We start from the raw sequence: 19,544 nt of genomic DNA, 5'->3' as shown, positions 1-19,544 counted from the left end.
TTTATAATTCGGACCTTACCTGATTTTGAATCAAATTCCATGTCATATGCAAAATGCAGAACAAGAAATCACAGGCAGCAGTTAAGCCTGAATCGATGATAAGGAGCGTTAAAGGGCTATGTCAGTAGAAGTGCAGACGGAATATCTGAAGATGCAAAATGAGAAGGAATCCAATGCAAGATCGTACCCCAGACATTTCCCGCTTGTCATTAGCAAGGCCCAGGGGGTGAAGATTACCGATACGGAAGGCCGTGTATTCTTCGATTGCCTGGCAGGTGCAGGAACATTGGCGCTGGGGCATAACCATGACACGGTAATCAATGCCATTCGCGATGTCCTGGATCAGCAGATTCCGCTACATACCCTGGATTTGGCAACGCCGTTGAAGCTTTCATATATGCAAGAATTGTTCTCCATTCTTCCAGCAGAGATGCGAGATAAAGCCAAAATCCAGTTCTGTGGTCCAACTGGAGCGGATGCTGTAGAAGCAGCCATTAAGCTGGTCAAACATGCAACAGGTGGTAAATCCATTCTCGCCTTTCAGGGCGGTTATCACGGTTCGACCCAAGCAACCATGTCGATGAGTGGCAACCTGAGCAAGAAACAGCATCTGCAAAGCCTGCTGCCAGATGTACATTTCCTGCCGTTTCCTTATGAATACCGCTGCCCATTTGGTGTTGGTGAGGGCATGACGGCCCGGTTAAGTGCACAGTATATCGAGAACTTGCTCGATGATTGCGAGAGCGGTATTGCTGCACCATGCGGAGTCATTGTGGAGACGGTGCAGGGCGAAGGCGGAGCGATTCCGGCAGACATTGAATGGCTGAAGGAGTTGCGCCGAATCACAGCAGAGCGAAGCATTCCGCTCATTATCGACGAAGTGCAGACAGGCATCGGACGCACAGGCCGTATGTTTTCATTTGAACATGCCGGAATTGTACCCGATGTAATTATCTGCTCCAAAGCGGTTGGCGGAAGTCTGCCCATGTCTGTCGTCATCTATAAGGAAGAGCTGGACCAATGGCAGCCTGGTGCACACACAGGAACGTTCCGTGGCAATCAGCTGGCCATGGCTGCGGGACTTGCGACACTTCGCTATATTCGGGAACAGAATGTTCTGCACAACGTGCAGCTACGCAGTGAGCAGTTCATGAGTCAACTGAATGCATTGAGAGAGCGATATGAAGAGATTGGTGATGTGCGTGGAAGAGGATTGATGATTGGCGTTGAGGTGGTTGATCCGGCAGGACGCAAGGATCGTTTGGGACACTATCTCCCTAATGGTACGCTGGCAGAGTCAATTCAACGTGAATGTTTCAAGAATGGATTAATTGTGGAACTGGGCGGGCGTCATTCAGCGGTTGTTCGTTTCCTGCCGCCGCTGAATATTACGGAGCAAGAATCGAGCGCGATCCTTGCGATCTTTGAGAAATCAGTAGCTTCAGCAATTGCCTTAGCAACGGCTGCATGCTGAAGCTGTCCCTGATGAAGAGGCATGCCGTATTACTCGCGATTCTGCTCGGTGCTTTTTCGCTGGTACTGACCAACAGTGCCTTTAACCTGCTGCTGCCTTATTTTGTGCAATATTATCAGATCTCTACGACAGCAGGCGGATGGATCATCGCCCTCTACATGCTGGCCATGACGTTAACGATGCCGCTGGCTTCCCTGATCGTAGACCGACTGGGCCGGAAGCAGACGTATATGCTGGGTATCACCATCTATGGCGTGTTCTCAGTGACAGGTGCACTGTTTTATCACTCGATTGAGGTACTGTTGCTTGTGCGTTTCATGCATGGGGTTGCCGCCGGGCTGATGATTCCGTTATCGCTGGTGTTGTTGTTTGATGTATATGGACCGGAGGTAAGGGGACGAATTACAGGAGCGTGGGGGTTGCTGCTTATGCTGGCTCCTGCGGCTGGGCCAACGCTGGGTGGCTTCATCATTCAGTATGGACGGCTTGAAATGCTGTTCTGGCTGAATGTGCCGCTGGCTGTATTTTCGTTCATCGGGTGCGGTCGAGTCATTCAGACTTATATTCCCGCCCGTAGGAAACGATGGCATCCAACCAGTATCATGCTGCTGATCTGTTCGGTAGGTGCCCTTAGTCTGGGCGTACAGTTGTATGCGAGTCCTGTCGCAGCGGTATGGGTACCTTGGCTGCTGATTGCGCTCGGTGTGGTGTTACTTATTCGTTTTGTCCAGACCGAGAACGGTCGCAAGGAACCACTGATACGTTACCAGTTGCTGCGGCGTAATGCGGTCTTTCCGCTGACCGTGCTGATCTCGACCATTCAGGATTGTGTCATGTTTGGCGTGATCTTTGCATTGCCATTATTGTTCCAGGATGTCTTCCACCTGTCGCCGGCCTTGTCCGGTGCGCTGTTCATACCCTTGTCGATCTGCACAAGTCTGTTCATGTGGATCGGAGGCAGTCTGCTGGATCGCGGTCGATCCATGCATTTTATCGCATGGGGCACGTTGCTGGTATCGATATCAATCTTGTCGTTTGCCGTTCTGCCCATGGGAGCATCGATCTGGATCATCGGCATGCTCATGGCGTGCCGTGGAGTTGGCGTTGGTCTGTCAGGCATGAGTATCTCTGCGATTGGTCTGCAAGCATTACCGGACGAAGACATGCACGAAGGGTCGGTGTTATCAACCACGATTGAGCGGCTGGCTTCTTCGTTTGCGGTGATGGGTATGACCCTGTACTACGATATGCGCTGGCAATGGCTAGCCGGGGCAGGAACGTCTATGGAGATGGCAAAATGGGAAGCGCTCAAAGAGATCTGTATCGGCCTTGGTTGCGCCATACTGCTTACACTTCCCCTGGTCTTACTTATAACCCGAAAGAAGGTTGGCATCATTGTTCGAGATGGAAAACAAGCTCCGGTCTGAGGCAGAGCAGCAGGCCCATGAACATTCGTGCAAGCTGCTGCTGAACTGTTACATTCGTGAGCTTGCGTTAGAGAAGGCAAACGATATTCGAATCAATCCGAATACGCTGACGTACGCGGTTGCTTTTCAAGCCAGCGGGGTGACGGTGACAGGAGAACTATCCTATTACTCTGCGATGGGGGAGCATGAATACCACAGCATGGAATCTGGCGGGGAAACGGTGCATTATCGCGATCTGGTTCGCTGGATCACATCTGAGCTAATTGGAGATGGGGAACAGGGAGCAAGTTCGGACCAACATGGAATGTTGAAGAGTGCAGTGGAAATGAAGAGTTCACTTGAGTTGGAGAATGTACATCCATTGGTTGAGAATACGAATCGTGTCGAGGTGGCGTATGCCAGAGATTTTGTACAAAAGGTAGATAACAGTGTAGGTAACCTCACGTTGTATATCGAACAAGCGGCCGGTCTCGACATCCACGACTATCGGACATCGGAACAGTCACTGTTGTATGGTCATCCGTTCCATCCGTTTCCGAAGAACTCCAAAGGCTTCAGCGAGCAGGATGTTCGGAAGTACAGTCCGGAGCTACGCACATCGTTTCAGCTCTGTTATATCGCGGTGAGGCAGGACGTCTACGTGCAGGAATGGGTGGATGACGAGGCGGTAATGGATTTGCAAGAACTCCTGCGGAGCCATGTGCAGCCGATTTTAAAAGAGCAGAGTGAAATGTATGGGCTGCTGCCTGTCCATCCATGGCAATACGAATACATATCACGGTTGACCGAGATACAGCATTATTTTCGAGATGGAAAATTAATTCTGCTTGGCAGTGCGGGGCCTATTGTCTATCCAACCTCTTCGGTCCGTACGGTCTATGTTCCGGCATGGAACTGTAATATCAAGCTGTCACTGAACATGCAGATTACCAACATGATTCGCACCAATAGTGCTGAGCAGATGCGCAGGACACTGGATGCTTCCAGATACGTCAGGCAGCATGACTGCTTCGGTGGTGAGCCGAATACCCATATCGCGTATGAAACAGGTGTAGCGACTTGTGCTTTTGAAGATGAAGAGTTAACGAGTCTGTTTACGATAGCTTATCGACCCATTGAGTTTGACCCTGTCAATACGTATGTCTTATCCAGTCTGGTTGAGGCACCACTTCCGGGGAGGCGTTCCAGGTTGATGACGATGCTCGGTGGTGGTCTTATCAATGCTGAGCGTTGGTTGGATCATTATCTGCAATGTTCTCTGCTTCCGATTGTACGGGCGGCGGATGAGAAAGGCATTCATTTTGAAGCGCATCTGCAGAATACCCTTGTGACCTTGAAGGATGGGTTGCCTGTGGAATTTATCGTCCGCGATCTGGAAGGGGTCAGTGTGGATGAGGAACTTATCCGTGAGCAGGATCGTGCTTCGTCCGATTTATTATTTTATTCGCGAGAGAACGCCTGGGCGAGGACATCGTACTACTTTATCGTCAATCATCTGGGGTCTCTGATTCATGCGATGGCGCGAGATGTGAACGTCCCAGAGGAGCATTTCTGGATACAGGTACGTGAGGTACTTGTGGAGGAACTGGAACGAACGGGCAATGCGTATGTGCGACATCTGCTGACAACGGAAGCATTCCTGGCCAAGCAAAATTTGGTGAGTTGTCTAAGGGGTATCAGCCAGACTCCGGTTTATGTGCCGGTGAGCAATCCAATGAAACGAATAGGGAGTGAAGTACGTGGGAGTTGTGGGATACAGGGCTGAAGCAGGCGCTAGGACAGAAGCAGTCTACGTGGGTGTACAGGAACGAATCATGCGACAGACATTGGAGGCCATGTGGTTCGAAGGTATCTTGGACAGTGATGTACGTGGGAGTGAATGGCGAACCAGTGGCCTTACATCTTCTGGCGATTCTGTAGGGTACACGTGTGAAGCGGAGCGGAAGTTTTCATTTGGCCGGGTGAAGGTGAAGAAGGGTTCGATTCAAAGGGAAGGTGTGCCATGCACCGATCTGGATCTGTTTTTGGAGGAAATCGTGCTGAATTCATTGAAGGGTGCAAATGTGACGGCTTTTATTCAGGAGCTGCTCGAAACGATGGCAAAGGACAGCCAGTGCCAGGCGATATTGCCTTTAAACATTCCGCTAGAAGATCGGCATTATGATGCGCTCGAAAGTCACATGACCGACGGTCATCTGTACCATCCGAGTTATAAGTCGAGGTTGGGATTTTCTTTGAAAGACAATAAGGCCTATGGTCCTGAGTTTAACACGGAGGTTGCATTAGTCTGGGTTGCTGTGAAAAAAGAATTGGCTCAGACCGCTGTATCCACGGGGTTTACCTCTGAAGGATTGGTAAGGCAGCATCTGACTGCGGAGGACGTAGAGCGATTTCAAGAGGTTCTGGAGGGTGACGGGAAGACAGGTTCTGACGCGGATGATCGATATGTATTCATTCCTGTTCATCCATGGCAGTGGGAGCATCAGTTGGAATCGGTATATGCCCGTCAACTGATGGATGGAGATATGGTGTATCTCGGTCCATCGTCTTCGCCCTATCGTGCGCAGCAGTCGATCCGTTCACTGTCGAACCGGATTAATCCGGAAGCCCCTTACATCAAGCTGTCCCTCAGCATTACCAACACGTCGAGCACACGTATACTGGCACAGCATACAACCCAGAACGCTCCGTTAATCAGCGATTGGCTGGATAATCTCGTTCGTGAAGATGAGCTGTTGCAGCGGGCGCAGTTTGTTATTTTAAAAGAAATCATGGGACTGTCGTTCCGTTATGAGCAGTTGCCTGCAACGCAGTATGGGCGGGCCTACGGTACACTCGGAGCCATCTGGCGGGAGAATGTATCGGTTCACCTGAAGCAGGGTGAGACGGCTTGGCCGCTGAACGCGCTGATGTTGGTACAGCCGGATGGTGTTCCATTTATCCAGGATGCTGTAGAACGACATGGCGTGGAGAAGTGGAGCGAGGCCCTTGTTCGCACGGTTACACTGCCGATTATCCATCTGCTCTACGCTCATGGGATTGCGCTGGAGTCTCATGCTCAGAATATCATTTTGGTACTGGAAGATGATCTGCCGAAACGAATCATAATCAAGGATCTGCATGATGGTGTTCGCTACGTACCGGATCAACTGTCACACCCGCAACAGGCACCGAAGCTGAACCCCGAGCCGGAAACTCATCGCAAGTTCAATCGGTACTCCTTCATCTATGCGGGAGATGTGTCGGAAGTCCGTGACTATACGTATGACGCTTTCTTTTTTATCTGCATGACGGATATTGCGTTGGCCTTTGAGAAGTTTGGATTGTCAGAGCAGTCATTCTGGCAACTGTGCGCAGGTGTAATTGTGGATTATCAGAAGCAGCACCCGGAATACGCAGAGCGGTTCGTTGCCTTTGACCTTTTTGCCGAAGATGCACTGATCGAAGAGATGACCAAGCGCCGTCTGTATGGGGATGGGGAGTTGTATTTCCGTAAGGCGAGCAATCCACTCAAGGTATCGAAGGATGCACTGGAATCACAGGGAACACCCGAATTAAAGGGAATCGTCGAATGAGGATTAACACGCTGAGGGAAAAGATTGCACGGAAACAGCCAGTCTATGGCCTTTTTGTATCCATACCACACCCGGTCATCATTGAGATGATCGGGCATGCGGAATATGATTTTATCATTATTGATCTGGAACATGCCACAACATCCATGGAGTCGGTGGAAGAGCTGATCCGGGCGGCGGAACTGGTCGGCCTAACTCCGTTGGTGCGTATCTCGAAGGTGGAGCGAGCGGAGATTCTTAAAGTGCTGGACTGTGGTGCACAGGGCATCGTTATTCCTCATGTCGAGCAACTGGAGCAGGTGGAAGAAGCGGTTCGATACGCCTACTATCATCCGGTCGGAATGCGGAGTCTGAATAGTGGTCGTCCTGGTGTATTCGGAAAATATCCGCTCACGGGATACATTGGGGAAGCGAACGAACAAGTGATGATTGTCACCATGATTGAAAGTGCAGAGGGCGTTCGGCAAAGTGCACAGATTCTGTCTCATCCTCAGGTGAGTTTTGTATTGGAAGGGGCGGCGGATCTGTCGCAATCCCTCGGCGTGCCATGGCAGACCGAGCACCCGGATGTGAGACGTGCGCTGGATGAATTGCATGCTACCGCGCAGGAGTGCGAAGTACCTTATGCTACGGTCACGAGAGGCGTGGAAGACATGGCGCTCTGGGCTGAGCGGGGAGTACATATATACGTGCTGGGTGATGATCGGAATACGGCTTTTCGGGCATATGCCCAAAAACGGAATGACTACAGGAATGCGGGTGGGCAGATATGAAACCAAGTGTATGGCAGGCGATCGATGAACTTCAACGAGGGATGGAAGACCCAGTATGTGCGTATATCTATGATCTGGCGGGCATTCAGGAACAGGTACGTCAGATGCTGGGCAGCATGCCTGGAAACACACAGTTGTTCTACGCGATCAAGGCGAATCCAGATACACGCATCATTGAGGCGTTGCTTCCATTAGTAAAGGGTTTTGAAGTGGCTTCCATTGGAGAGTTGCTCAAAGTTAGAGCCGTAAGTCGAGAGGTTCCAATTCTGTTTGGAGGTCCGGGTAAAAAGGAGAGCGAGCTGCGGTTAGCAATCGAGAATAACGTGAGTTATATCCATGTGGAGAGTCTGCTGGAGCTGCGGCGCATCATTGCGATTGCGAAAGAGCGAGCGATGGATCAAGAGCAAGAGCAAGAGCATGTGCAGGGGAGCAGGCAGAAGCAAGAATGGGAGCAGGCGTACGAGGGCAAGCACATGCGAGGGCAGGGGCAGGTACAAGAGGACAAGCATGAGCATAACCATGAGCATTACGACGGTCAAGCTCAGGAAGTACGCATTCTGCTCCGAATTAATCTGCGAAGCAGTACGTTACCCCGGACGAAGATTGTCATGGGCGGTGGGCCAAGTCCTTTTGGAATCGACGAAGAGGCGGTGGAAGAAGCGATCGAGCTCATTCGTGTGGAAGGCGCGGGTGTGATTCGGTTGAGCGGGTTCCATTTTCACTCTTTGTCCAACAATATGGATGCCAGGCTGCACGCCGAGATGATTGAGCTGTATTTGCAAAAGGTAGAGCAGTGGCAGCACAAGTATGATCTACCTGTCGAATTAGTGAATGCTGGAGGTGGATTCGGGGTGACGTATGATGGAAGTCCCGGATTCGACTGGCCATTATTCACTTCCCTTCTGGAGCAAAGTGAACGGAGACAGCGCCTTGCTTCACGTGGAGGCGAGTTATATTTCGAATCGGGCCGACTATTGGTGGCAGACCACGGGTATTACGCAGCAGAGGTTACGGATATCAAAACTTCTCATGATCAGCATTTTGCCGTGTTAAGGGGAGGTACGCACCATCATCGTCTGCCTGCTTCATGGGGGCACAACCATCCGTTTCAGATTATGACGACGGAGCGCTGGAAGCATTCGTTTGCCCGTCCAGAGGTAAGGGATGCTCGAGTCCATATCGTAGGTGAGCTGTGTACACCCAAGGATCGCATGCATTCTGATGCGGAGGTAGCACTGCTGCGGGTGGGAGACATTGTTTTGTTTGAAAAGTCTGGAGCTTATTGCTGGACCATCTCGCATCATGATTTTCTGGGGCATCCGCACCCGGCATTCCATTATCTAACGGAGGACAATAATCATGTCAACACTGATGAAGCGTTCCAGTCTGCAAGCCGCTGAACGCCGGATTATGGCGGATCTGATGAATTCATTTTTGGCCGAGCAATTACTCCCACTGGAGGATCACCCATTCATTGATTTTGCCACAGCACCTGCACCGTTCAGACGATTGTATAAGGAATATGACGGCGAGGAGCAGAGACAGAATGATGCTTCTAACATCAGATTGCATACGCAAGGTGTACTGTGTCTGATTGAAACAGGAGTAAGACAGGGGATTCAATGGGTTCAGGGTTCACCGATCTACGAAGAGAATCCAGATGGAAGCTGGATTCTCCTTGATTCTCCGGCAGAGGTTGGACGTGCGGTGTTACAGAGGGCTTTGTCAGATGAGGAATATAGGCAGCCCGGAGTGACGGAATTCCTGACTAGTCTGGATATTGCTGTAGAGCAGTATGCTCTGGGCTGGGAACAAGTCCAGTACCTGTCCGCCAACGTTCCGGTGTCTGCTTATGAGTGGTTTATCAAAGGTGAACGTGTTGCTGCATTGCGGGATCGTCCATTTCACCCATCGTCCAAAGCCAAGGTGGGATTCAACGCAGAAGATGTAACACGGTATGCAGCAGAATTCGGGAAGGCGATTTCGCTGCGCTGGGTGGCTATACGGTTGGATAGCATGCAGCAAGGTTGTAAAGAGGGGTTGTCCATTTTGAACGTGTTAGACGATGTTCAGCGCGGGATGGTGGAAGCTGAGTTTGACCGAAAAGGAATCACCTTGGGCGAATATCTGCCGATGCCTGTTCATCCGTGGCAATTGCAACATGTGATTCTGCCTCGCTTCACGGGAGAGATCAAAGCAGCAAGTATCATTGTATTGGATGTAGAAGTGGGCGACGTACAGGCCACATCCTCTCTGCGCTCGATGGCTCCGTCAACCGAATCTAATCTGATGCTGAAGCTACCGGTTAGTGTGCTGTCTCTGGGTGCTGCTCGTTATCTTCCGGTAGTCAAATTGCTGAATGGTCTTGCTGGAGAACAGATGTTAAGACAGGCCGTGGCTTGTGACGAGACATTGAAGGACAAGGTATATATGTGCGAAGAGCAGAATTGGTGGGGGTTCATGCCCGAATCCATGGGATTGTTCGACGATCATCCCCGGCATCTGGCTGCACAGATTCGTGTGTATCCCGCTGAATTGCTGGGTGAAGCCTACAAAGTCATCCCTATGGCAGCACTGGGTGTGAATTTGGATGGACTTCATCTGTTAACGGAGATTCTGGGGGATAACCTTAGCAGCGATGGTGTTCTCTACTTCTATACAAGCATAGCTACGACGTTCTATGATATCGTGATGCGTCTGTTCAAGGTGGGCGTTGTACCTGAGATGCATGGTCAGAACTGCTGTCTGGTGTTAAAGGATAATCAGGTAAAGGGTCTCTTGTTCCGCGACCATGATTCCGTGCGTCTGCATCAGCCTTATCTGGATCAGCATGGTATTGCAGACCCTGTCTATCATATTCGCCCGGGATACTCGAACAGCCTGTATAACGAGACGATCCAGAAGCTGATCTTTTATGTTCAGTCGCTCGGGACGCAGGTGAATCTGGCTGCGATCATGGAGGCACTGAGCGAGGTGTATCACATCCCGGAAATGAAGTTGTGGGAGATCACGGAGCAGGCTTGGAAGGAAGCGCTGGCACAGGTGCAGCTTCCCGAGGGTGACCGGGTCGCGCTTGCTCATGCGGTATTCGAGAGCAAGGCGTGGCCCGTGAAGTTGGTTGTCCGTCCGCTGCTTGAAGCGGATGGGGTGCCTGGCGCGATGCCATCGGGCAAAGGCATAGGGTGGAACCCTTTTTACAAGGGATAGATCTGGAACAGAGAGGGTGACCCGGTTGACGGGTTGCCTTTTTGGCTTGTTGTCATTGGAAGTTGAAATACTTGGCGTGGAATAATACGTTCATCAATCTGGCTAAAAAATCTTGTGAAATGGAGTTACAGGAGAGAGACTGATGGTATAATCAGGTTATGTGTTATAGTCATACTTGTGTATTTCCGAAAAGGTTTTCGTAAAAATCAATATCAACTGTTGTAACCGCAATCATAATTTACTTCAAGAAAGTGAGAATCTACGATGAATCAGAAGAGGCTTTTTAATGATGGATGGCAATTTGCAAAAAGTAAGCTGGACGTTACGGAGCCTGTGGGTCTGGTGTATGAACCTGTGGAGCTTCCCCATGATTGGCTAATATATAATACGCTCGAACTGTACGAGGACAGCATTGGATGGTACCGCAAGACGTTCCATTACACGAAGGATGAGCAGCAGCTATTACTCTGTTTTGATGGCGTATACATGGATTCTTCGGTGTATGTGAACGGGCAGCTGGTTGGGGAGTGGAAGTATGGCTATTCCGCGTTTGAACATGAGATCACGAATGCACTGGTGGAAGGCGAAAATGAGATTGTGGTCAAAGTGGTGCATCAGAGCCCGAACAGCAGATGGTATTCCGGGGCCGGAATCTATCGCAACGTGTGGCTGAAGACAAGGGACCGCAACCATATTGTGACGGATGGAACGTATGTATCGATTCAGAAGCAGCCGGATGGCTGGCAGGTGGAAGTGGATACGGAGCTGAACCTGGAGCAGAATCAGCAGTCAGAGCTGGTGCATACGATCCGGTATGAAGGTCAAGTGGTGGCATCCAGCCAAGCGAATGTTACGGCTTCAGTGGGTGAGAACGCGGTTGTATGGACAGATAGCCAACAGATCATTGTTGTGAATCCTAACCTGTGGAGCCCGGATGTGCCACATCTATATGAGCTGGTCACCGAACTGAGACTGATCTCGGAAGATCAGAGCAAGAAGATCATTGAGACTGTATCCCAACGTATTGGATTCAAGGACGTTAAGCTTGATCCGAGCGAAGGTTTCTATCTGAATGGGGTCCACACGAAGATGAATGGTGTGTGTGAACATCATGATCTCGGGGCATTGGGGGCTGCTTTTAACCTGACGGCACTGCGTAGAAGATTCGTTTTGTTGAAAGAGATGGGTGTCAACGCCATCCGCACCGCGCATAATATGCCGGCCAAAGAATTCATGGAACTCGCGGATGAGATGGGCATGCTGATTGTGTCCGAAGCATTCGATATGTGGGAACGGGCTAAGACACCGTATGACTATGCGAGGTTCTTCCCGGAATGGGCACATACAGACGTGAAGAGCTGGGTGAAACGCGACCGCAACCATGTCAGTCTGATCATGTGGAGTATCGGGAACGAAATCTATGATACCCATGCAGATGAGCGCGGACAGGAAGTGACTCGGATGCTGATGGATTATGTACTGGAATTTGATCCAAAAGGCAATGCGGGCGTGACCATCGGTTCGAACTATATGCCATGGGAAAATGCACAAAAATGTGCGGATATCGTGAAGCTGGCAGGCTACAACTACGCGGAAAAATATTATGATCAGCATCATGCAGAACATCCGGACTGGATTATCTATGGCAGTGAGACTTCATCAGTGGTGCAAAGTCGTGGCATCTATCACTTCCCGTTCGAACAGTCGATTCTGGCCGATGATGACGAGCAGTGCTCGGCGCTTGGGAACAGCACGACAAGCTGGGGCGCAAAGTCGGCTGAATATTGCATTCTGGCTGAGCGGGATCGTCCGTATTCATTGGGGCAGTTCCTGTGGACCGGATTCGACTATATTGGTGAACCGACACCGTATCATACGAAGAATTCGTATTTTGGACAGCTGGACACGGCAACGTTCCCGAAAGACGCTTATTATATCTACCAGGCGGCATGGACGGATTATAAGAAAAATCCGATGGTTCACCTGTTCCCTTATTGGGATTTCAACCCGGGTCAGATCATTGATGTACGTGTGTGCAGCAACGCACCGAAGATTGAGCTGCAACTCAACGGTAAGACGATTGGCACCTACGACATCGATCACGCCCATGGAACACAGCTATCCGGCTGGTGGAAAGTCCCTTATGAAGAGGGTGAGCTGAAGGCGATCGCGTATGATGAGAATGGTGTTGTGATTGCCACGGATGTACAGCGTTCCTTTACGGATGCGAAGAAGGTTCGTCTGCAAGCGGACCGGGAGCAGTTACAGGCGAGTGGTACTGATCTCATTTTCGTGGAAATTACGGTGGAAGACGAAGCGGGTCATCCGGTACACAATGCCAATAACCGCGTCCAGGTTCAGGTGTCCGGTGCAGGGCGATTACTGGGTCTGGATAATGGAGACAGCACGGACTATGATCCATACAAAGGGCTCAGCAGAAGGTTGTTTAGCGGCAAACTGATGGCCATTATCGGGGCAACGGATGAGGCTGGAACGGTACGGATCGAAGTATCTTCGGAAGGGTTGGAAGGTGCCGCAGCTGAGTATGAAGTGCAGGTTGTGGGTGCGACGGATGTCGATAGTGATATAAAAGAAGTGCATTCCGTCTTCATGGTCAATGAAGAACGTCCGGTGCTGACAGGTAACGCTCAGGAGATTCCTTTGCGGAAAATCGAGATCATCAGCGAATCAGGACAGTTGCTCGATCCGTCCAACCCGGAGCTGGTCGTAACCGTCAAGCTGTATCCGGAGAATACGTCTTATCGGGACATCGAGTGGGCTGCTGTGAATGATGGCGGCATCGAATCCAACATTGCCAAGGTGGAAGTCATTCCTGCGGGAAAGAATGGCAATGGAGAGAATCAACATACGGTGAGAGTATCAGCGATTGGTGACGGGGCGTTCCGACTTCGCGCTACCAGTACAAATGGTACGGACAAAACAAAACTCATCTCCCAGTTGGAATTCAAAGCAGATGGTCTTGGCACTGCCTACAAAGATCCATATGGCTTCATCACAGGCGGATTATATGATTACACCAAAGGCGAGGTTGGCAACGGGAATGAACGCGGGGTAGCCACAAGTCGGGACGGGGAGACACATGTTGGCTTCCGCAATATCGACTTTGGACCCTATGGTTCCGATACGATCACCATTCCGATCTTTGCCTTGTCGAGTGAAGAGTACTTCATTCAGATCTGGGAAGGCATGCCGGATGAAGAAGGCAGCACGATGATTGCGGATGTGGTGTATGACAAGGAATCCAAGTGGAATGTGTACCAGGAAGAGACGTATAAGCTGTCCAAACGCTTGAGCGGGATTACGTCGATCTGTTTTGTATTGAAGCAGAAGATTCATATTAAAGGGTTCTCGTTTGAACGCCAGAGTCGTGCTTTTGAACAGAATGCGGCGGCATCCTGTGACCATCTCTATGGAGATACGTTCAACATTGAAGCTGATCGAGTAGAAGGCATCGGGAACAATGTGTCGCTGGAGTTTGAAAATATGGACTTTACGAGTGAAGGCACGTCGAAGCTCGTCATTCATGGCCATTCACCGATTGATATCAATACGATTCATATCCGCTTCGCAGGTGCGGACGGACAGAGCAACCAACTGGTTGAGTTCACACAATCCGAAGGATATGAAGAGCGGGTGTTTGAGCTTGAACGCGTGACAGGTATGCAGAAGGTAATCTTTATCTTCTTGCCGGGAAGTCAGTTTGACTTCGACTGGTTCCGGTTCGAGAAGTAGAGTAGCCGATCAATCCTCTTCAAGTAACCGATGTTCTGTTTGAACATGGAGTTACTTGAGGGGGATTTTTTTTATAGTCATTACGAGCCGGAATGAAGAAGGCTGGGTACTCATGCTATTTTAGAGACAGAACAGACAGAACATAAAGAGAGAACATAACCAATACAATGCTTTTAACGTTGTACATATGAGGTGATCCAATGAGAAAGTGCCTACTCACTCTATGTATATGGATTGGGTTGTTAACAGGTTGTAATCCAATTCATCAGCAGACCATTGATTCCGGGGAAGTCATGACTTCTTTTCCTGACATTATCGAACCACATAACCTGAACAAGCAGAGCAGAGCGGAGATGTGGTTGTACTCATGAACGGCATGCGAAACGGCGACAAGTGGAGGACATTCCTGAAGCACGTGAGTAAAGAGCAACCGGGTCAAGTCCGGGTAACCCAGTACACGATTGAAGGTGGGCCCGTGATCCACGAACTGGTATATGACGGCAAGGTGATTCAAACCACATATGATGATTCAAGAGATATGTATGGCTCAGGGCAGGGTGAAACTACGAATACGTGTAAAGGCATCGGTACGATCAAAAGTGAACAGGGGCGTACGTTCCATGTGTTAACCGATTGCGAAAAGGAAAATATCTTCTCTATTCCGAAGTAATCTTCGATTCTTTCCTCATATAAATAGGTTTATAGAAAGTAGATTGAATCGTCATATTATGGAAGGAGATCAATGAGGTGAATTACGTGTTATCGACATCCATCGCTTCAACAAACAATCAGGTACCAGCCCTCGCACAGGGACAAGCAGTAGTATTGCAGGATGATTGGATTCTTCGCATTATTGAGTCATTGATGTGGGTGCTGTTCGCCATGTTCATTCTGCAATGTCTAATCTGGATTCGGAATTACTTAAGCAAAGGTACATACTCGGACGAAGAAGTGGAGCAGGCGGACCCTCTGTTTCTGGCTTATTTACGTAGTAAGGGACGATTGAAGTTAAGGGATACTCAGGCGTCGCTGTTTCAGTTAACCCGTTCTCGGGTGTTATCCCTGCGCATCGTGCAAGCCAAAAAGAGATATCGGGACGACAAATATGGGCCAAATACCACACTGGAGTATCGTAGTGAGCAGCCTGATGCTGCGATAAATGCAGACGAACGCGTACTGTTGCAATGGATGCTGAAAGAGTATAGCTTCGGTCAACAGCGATTCCGGCTGGATGCGCTGGCAGGACCAAGCTCGCAGCAAAGTTCACAGTCCGAAGAGATGCAGCATTATCGTCGTAAGGAAAAAGTAATAGGGCAGGGATTGGAGGCATGGAAGAATAGCGTTCTTGAGACACGGCTGGATTGGAACAGTCTGATCCGAACGCCGCTTCTGCTCCGACTGCTTGTGATGCTCGTATTTCCTGTATTGTTTATCCTGACCTGCGCATTGTGCTTCACCAATGGGGCTGGGATTCAGGAGGGTATCGCTCTTGCTATTACGTTGGTGCTCTGGTTGTTGGCTGTAAAACGAATTCGTGTGCGCTGGCCTTATCAGCTGGCTAGTGTAGGATTGCTGGTCACAATAACACTGTCCGCTACGGGGGAATCAGCCGAGATCAGTCTGTTCATTGGCGTAATTATTTTGTCGCTGTTACTGCGTCTAATCCTGCCTGTTCGCGTAGTGGGTTCCTCTGCACGGGATTGGGCTGTCTCCATGCGCCGCTGGCGTAGACGCTATAAGAAAGGAGTTCCAGTAGATCGTCTGGATGATTCCGCGGAGAGTATGGAACGCATTTTACAAACGGCACTGGTGCTCGGGATTGGATCACGTTGTGCACGTAAGACCGATTGGAGCCCACTCCAGAATCATGTCGATTCCGAACTCAGACGTTTGGTGCAACTGGAAGTGGAACAAGTAGATAATGTGCCTGTTTCTTCCACGCTTACACACGCACCATTATTAGCGCTAGCATTGCATCTACGTGGAGTATTTCGTCCCATGTTAGCTGCGGAGTATCCTTATGAGCGTTTGAATTATGTGACTGGAACGTTGGAAACGGGGTCACCCGGTAGCAGCACGGTATATAGCGGCAGCTCAGCAGGGCATGACAGCGGGCATTCACATCATCACGATCACCATCACGACAGTTCTGGTGGACACCATCATGGGTCGGATCATGGAGATTCTGGGGATTCTGGTGGAGGCGACTCAGGTGGAGGTGGGGATTAACACAGAAGAGTTTATTCATGGTGCTCATGAATGAACTCTTTGTAGTTCCAACTCAAATGGAATGACGATATCGTGTTATGCAAAAAATAATAAGTAGTAACAATTATTATTTTTTGGAGGAGGAGTTTAATGAAGAGGTTCTGGTTGTTATGTATGTTGATATTCGTATTGACAGGCTGTGGTGAAAATAATAGAGAAAAGGCCATTGAACAATTAACTCAGTTTCAGAGGAACGATGCTTCTTTGATTGTATTTACTGACCGTACTGCGGAGCGGCCATTTATTGTGGATTTACAGGAGAAATTAAATGAAGTGAATAACGAGAATTTGAGGGCAGAAGGCCCAATTACTAACGTAACCTTTTATAATGTGCAAGAGGAAAACAAGTTTAATTATGAGAAGATTTTTGGTCTAAAATCATATCCATACATGATCCTGTTCGAGAAAGGCCAGATCACATTGGAGACGCAGGAACCGGAAGAGATCGTTCAGTATTTTAAACAAAAGAAGTAGAAATTTTAATGAAAAAATGTGCACGAATATGCAAAATATCTGGCTAATGAATGTTTCCCGCCTACTGCGTCTTTAACGAGAAAATGAATCCTCCGTTTGATTCCAATCAAACTCTTTACTTGTTAAAATTTAGGTATAACTACTACAGTCAGGTTGGCGGTGAGGATAGCATGCAACGTATTCAGGTACACCCCGATGTGTTGGACGAGAAAGCTCGATTGGTCCAGCAGAAGAAACAGGAACTGGAGCGAATGGTCCGGGAACTGGAGAAATCCATCTATATGTTGCAATCCGATTGGTCGGGTGTGACAGGAGAACGATTCTTCTGGGATTTTATGCAGGTGAAAGAAGTGTTCCCGAACACAATCGGGCTGTTGGATAAAATCCAGAATGAGTTTACGTTTATCGCGAGGAACTTCAGAACAACGGACGGCTCAGGCGAGGTTGCGCTGTACATTCCCGAAGAACTACAGCGAAATTTCGCTGTAGGGCTGCTTGATAAATCCATAGGAGATACAATAACGGGAATGGGCCAGACGGCAGAAGCATTCTTCGCTAACCCATTCAGTACATTAGGCAGTGTGGCATATGCGATGACAGTGGGGAAAGTTGTAGACGTTGGGCGTGGTATTCAGTTCGCATGGGATACCGCCTGGGGCACGGGAACGGCGAGGTCTGACATAGAGCAATTTGTAGAAGACCAGAAGAAGCAAATTGATGAGAGTGGAGCAGGATATTACGGTGGCGCGATGACAGGACAGGCCCTGGCGTATGTTTTGTTCGGCAAAGCTTTTCGTACGATGGATGATAAGCATACCGATCTGGGTGGATCGGGTGGGGGAAAGGTAGCGGTTTAACTAATGACTCAAGGTTAAGAATGGAAGGAAATAAAACTATATACCCTAATCAATTCGGTAATGAGATATCTTGGACCAAACAAGGTTCTAAAGATATAGATGCTATTATTGAGAAGAATTTAAAAAGCTCAAAAGCTGGTGATGTTTTAGAAGGTGAAGTCGCGCAGACTGTAAAAGGTACAGGAAGATTGCAGGGGACTGGAATACAGTTGAAATTGCAAGATGATACAATAGCAGGGGATATTGATGTGTTAACAGATTCACATCTTATTGAAGTGAAGAAGTCTTTAAGTGCAGTAAGTAAAAAACAATTTGATAAATTGACTGACCCTTTAAATGAGAAATACTTTAACTACGATAACAAGGAAATCATATATTATATTGAAGATATTACTGTAAATAATCGAACGCAGGAAAATCTAGTTAAAATGATTCAGAATAAAGGAATAAAAATAATAAGTTCTACTAACGAATTAGAGGAGGTCTTGAAGAAGTGAGTTCTTTAATTTTTTTGAAAAAGATAGAAAATTACGTTCCTGAAAAAGCCATTGAGGATTTTAAGAAAGCAGCGCAAAAAGCGAATATGTTTTGCATCTTGATAAAAGATAAATACCTTGATGATCTCTTTATATCTGCTGAAGGGACACTATCAGAAGTTGATGAATTTACTTTTAAAAACATGGATAATAAGGACAAATTAAAGTACTTCACATTTAATGTTAACCAAGTAGAAGAAGACTCAGTTGATAGTTTCACTTGGCTTACTCAAGACGAAAATTACTTCTGGGCTTTAGATATTGAAAATATAAATCATGAGTACAATTTTATTTTTAGATTTGTTGTAGAGTATTTTAAAGATAATGGCGAGGATTATTTATGGTTTGATGATGCCGAGTGGTATTACACAGCTGATGATATTTTAAAATTAAGTCAGATGCCATATGATCCGAATTGGTGCAGTGAAAAGGTTATATGAGTTTTAGGCATCTCTATGAATAATAATTCAATTGAAAGAGAATAGGTACTTCTACCAGATCAGAGGTAGAGGTGTTTTTTCTATAAAATCAAGACCACTATGTGGATATATATTGAAATAATTCCTTTGATTTGCGAATATACTCATATACTGAATTGGAGCTAAATTCGTGATGATAAAATATAATTATAAACTGAAATATATGGATGAATTTAATATGGTTGTATTGGATTTTGACGAGGAAAAAACACTAGAATTCGCCAGTATGATAAGTGATCCCTTAGGATCTGATATACCTTGGAGATATGAAGATTTGAAGAAAGATATTGAGAATTATCTTGATTTGTTAAGGGGGGAGATACCCGAATATAGACATGGAGGAAATGCATCCAGCGTTATATCACATAAAGACTATACAATAATTGAAGATCCATTTTACGACGAGGAAGAAGATGAAGTTGAACCGATCTGTAAGTTAGAGACGGTTGAATTTGTGAAAATTATATTACTATGGGCTTATGAAACTTACAAATTTAAAAGCAAAAGGGGAGTGATTGCTCTAGAGGAGGCAGAAATGGTTATGAAATGGGTTGAACAGAAGATGTTAGAAGTTGAAAATATAGAAAATGAGTCTATGCAATAACTGCTTTAAGTTCATTTCGAAATTTCAAAATGTATCTGATGACTTTGATGATAATGAGGATTTATTATTTAAATTCCTTTTTGCTTTTCTGAATGAATTCCCCGATGCAAGAGTATG

General features: G+C 47.9%; 15 protein-coding genes. All 15 read left to right on the top strand.

What is annotated here, in order from left to right; genetic code table 11:
- The first annotated feature begins 118 nt into the window (after positions 1–118).
- Positions 119–1,474, top strand: coding sequence for a diaminobutyrate--2-oxoglutarate transaminase (locus MHH93_RS10665; RefSeq protein ID WP_500054020.1), 1,356 nt, complete (start codon positions 119–121; stop codon positions 1,472–1,474).
- Entirely contained in the window at positions 1,468–2,901 is a 1,434-nt protein-coding gene (locus tag MHH93_RS10660; protein WP_500054019.1) for an MFS transporter, read from the top strand. The genes MHH93_RS10665 and MHH93_RS10660 overlap by 7 nt, the downstream gene beginning before the upstream one ends.
- Entirely contained in the window at positions 2,879–4,666 is a 1,788-nt protein-coding gene (locus MHH93_RS10655) for an IucA/IucC family protein (RefSeq protein WP_500054107.1), read from the top strand. The genes MHH93_RS10660 and MHH93_RS10655 overlap by 23 nt, the downstream gene beginning before the upstream one ends.
- Positions 4,641–6,476, top strand: a complete 1,836-nt coding sequence (locus MHH93_RS10650; RefSeq protein ID WP_500054018.1) for an IucA/IucC family protein — start codon at positions 4,641–4,643, stop codon at positions 6,474–6,476. Before MHH93_RS10655 ends, MHH93_RS10650 begins: the two co-directional genes overlap by 26 nt.
- A complete protein-coding gene (locus MHH93_RS10645; protein ID WP_500054017.1) occupies positions 6,473–7,249 on the top strand; it encodes an HpcH/HpaI aldolase family protein in 777 nt (258 codons plus the stop codon). Before MHH93_RS10650 ends, MHH93_RS10645 begins: the two co-directional genes overlap by 4 nt.
- Positions 7,246–8,649, top strand: coding sequence for a type III PLP-dependent enzyme (locus MHH93_RS10640; protein ID WP_500054016.1), 1,404 nt, complete (start codon positions 7,246–7,248; stop codon positions 8,647–8,649). Before MHH93_RS10645 ends, MHH93_RS10640 begins: the two co-directional genes overlap by 4 nt.
- Positions 8,609–10,456: an IucA/IucC family protein gene (locus MHH93_RS10635; protein WP_500054015.1), complete on the top strand. Its 1,848-nt coding sequence runs from the start codon at positions 8,609–8,611 to the stop codon at positions 10,454–10,456. The genes MHH93_RS10640 and MHH93_RS10635 overlap by 41 nt, the downstream gene beginning before the upstream one ends.
- Positions 10,457–10,720: 264 nt before the next feature.
- Entirely contained in the window at positions 10,721–14,209 is a 3,489-nt protein-coding gene (locus MHH93_RS10630) for a glycoside hydrolase family 2 TIM barrel-domain containing protein (RefSeq protein ID WP_500054014.1), read from the top strand.
- Between the two features lie 355 nt (positions 14,210–14,564).
- Entirely contained in the window at positions 14,565–14,879 is a 315-nt protein-coding gene (locus MHH93_RS10625) for a DUF4362 domain-containing protein (protein ID WP_500054013.1), read from the top strand.
- A 77-nt stretch (positions 14,880–14,956) separates the two neighbouring features.
- Complete coding sequence (locus MHH93_RS10620) at positions 14,957–16,438, top strand: DUF2207 domain-containing protein (protein ID WP_500054012.1); 1,482 nt, start codon at positions 14,957–14,959, stop codon at positions 16,436–16,438.
- A 129-nt stretch (positions 16,439–16,567) separates the two neighbouring features.
- Complete coding sequence (locus MHH93_RS10615; RefSeq protein ID WP_500054011.1) at positions 16,568–16,951, top strand: hypothetical protein; 384 nt, start codon at positions 16,568–16,570, stop codon at positions 16,949–16,951.
- A 170-nt stretch (positions 16,952–17,121) separates the two neighbouring features.
- Positions 17,122–17,808, top strand: coding sequence for a WXG100 family type VII secretion target (locus tag MHH93_RS10610; RefSeq protein WP_500054010.1), 687 nt, complete (start codon positions 17,122–17,124; stop codon positions 17,806–17,808).
- 20 nt (positions 17,809–17,828) lie between these two features.
- On the top strand, positions 17,829–18,305 hold the full coding sequence (locus MHH93_RS10605; RefSeq protein WP_500054009.1) for a hypothetical protein: 477 nt from the start codon (positions 17,829–17,831) through the stop codon (positions 18,303–18,305).
- The gene (locus MHH93_RS10600; protein WP_500054008.1) at positions 18,302–18,784 is read left to right on the top strand and encodes a hypothetical protein; all 483 of its coding nucleotides are present in this window, start codon (positions 18,302–18,304) and stop codon (positions 18,782–18,784) included. The genes MHH93_RS10605 and MHH93_RS10600 overlap by 4 nt, the downstream gene beginning before the upstream one ends.
- 172 nt (positions 18,785–18,956) lie before the next feature.
- Positions 18,957–19,427 carry a hypothetical protein gene (locus MHH93_RS10595; RefSeq protein ID WP_342573274.1) on the top strand — a complete coding sequence of 157 codons (471 nt, stop codon included), beginning with the start codon at positions 18,957–18,959 and terminating at the stop codon, positions 19,425–19,427.
- Positions 19,428–19,544: the final 117 nt, after the last annotated feature.

The organism is Priestia sp. FSL H7-0729, from assembly GCF_038005685.1.
Classification (GTDB): domain Bacteria; phylum Bacillota; class Bacilli; order Paenibacillales; family Paenibacillaceae; genus Paenibacillus.
Note: the sequence above shows the minus strand (reverse complement) of the source record. Positions and strands in the feature narration are given on the sequence as shown.

Bases quoted from the DNA above. Each gene is read 5' to 3' on its own strand.
- MHH93_RS10660 (WP_500054019.1), top strand. From the start codon at position 1,468: ATGCTGAAGCTGTCCCTGATGAAGAGGCATGCCGTATTACTCGCGATT.
- MHH93_RS10640 (WP_500054016.1), top strand. From the start codon at position 7,246: ATGAAACCAAGTGTATGGCAGGCGATCGATGAACTTCAACGAGGGATG.
- MHH93_RS10595 (WP_342573274.1), top strand. From the start codon at position 18,957: ATGATAAAATATAATTATAAACTGAAATATATGGATGAATTTAATATG.
- MHH93_RS10610 (WP_500054010.1), top strand. From the start codon at position 17,122: ATGCAACGTATTCAGGTACACCCCGATGTGTTGGACGAGAAAGCTCGA.
- MHH93_RS10630 (WP_500054014.1), top strand. From the start codon at position 10,721: ATGAATCAGAAGAGGCTTTTTAATGATGGATGGCAATTTGCAAAAAGT.
- MHH93_RS10655 (WP_500054107.1), top strand. From the start codon at position 2,879: ATGGAAAACAAGCTCCGGTCTGAGGCAGAGCAGCAGGCCCATGAACAT.
- MHH93_RS10605 (WP_500054009.1), top strand. From the start codon at position 17,829: ATGGAAGGAAATAAAACTATATACCCTAATCAATTCGGTAATGAGATA.
- MHH93_RS10615 (WP_500054011.1), top strand. From the start codon at position 16,568: ATGAAGAGGTTCTGGTTGTTATGTATGTTGATATTCGTATTGACAGGC.
- MHH93_RS10635 (WP_500054015.1), top strand. From the start codon at position 8,609: ATGTCAACACTGATGAAGCGTTCCAGTCTGCAAGCCGCTGAACGCCGG.
- MHH93_RS10665 (WP_500054020.1), top strand. From the start codon at position 119: ATGTCAGTAGAAGTGCAGACGGAATATCTGAAGATGCAAAATGAGAAG.
- MHH93_RS10645 (WP_500054017.1), top strand. From the start codon at position 6,473: ATGAGGATTAACACGCTGAGGGAAAAGATTGCACGGAAACAGCCAGTC.